The sequence below is a fragment of the Achromobacter sp. SIMBA_011 genome, from assembly GCF_046535435.1.
Lineage (GTDB): Bacteria > Pseudomonadota > Gammaproteobacteria > Burkholderiales > Burkholderiaceae_B > Achromobacter > Achromobacter dolens.
Genome location: NZ_JAWRWN010000152.1, coordinates 1 through 344, shown reverse-complemented (window position 1 = coordinate 344; position 344 = coordinate 1). Strand labels below are relative to the sequence as shown.

The window sequence follows — 344 nt, the reverse complement described above, 5'->3', positions numbered from 1 at the left end:
GACCAACCCGACGCTCACGTCGCGCGGGCTCGCGAACATGTTCATGGTGATCGCGACCGACGGCCAGAACGCCGGCAACGCGGGCAAGTACGCAGTCGACGTGACCAAGGCGAAGCGCATCGCGATCATCGACGACCGTACCGCGTTCGGGCAGGGCGAAGCCGACGAGTTCGAGAAGGCGGTGAAGGCGGCGGGCGGCACGATCGTCGCGCGCGAATTCACGAACGACAAGGCCGTCGACTTCAGCGCGCAGCTCACCAAGATCAAGAGCGCGAACGCGGACCTCGTGTTCTTCGGCGGGCTCGATGCGCAGTCCGCGATGCTGGTCAAGCGGATGCGCCAGC

1 protein-coding gene is annotated in these 344 nt (G+C 66.3%); it reads left to right on the top strand.

The window, feature by feature from the left end; all coding sequences use genetic code 11:
• Positions 1-344, top strand: a 344-nt coding sequence (locus SB816_RS30330) for an ABC transporter substrate-binding protein (RefSeq protein ID WP_410548032.1), incomplete at both ends; no start/stop codon positions are given.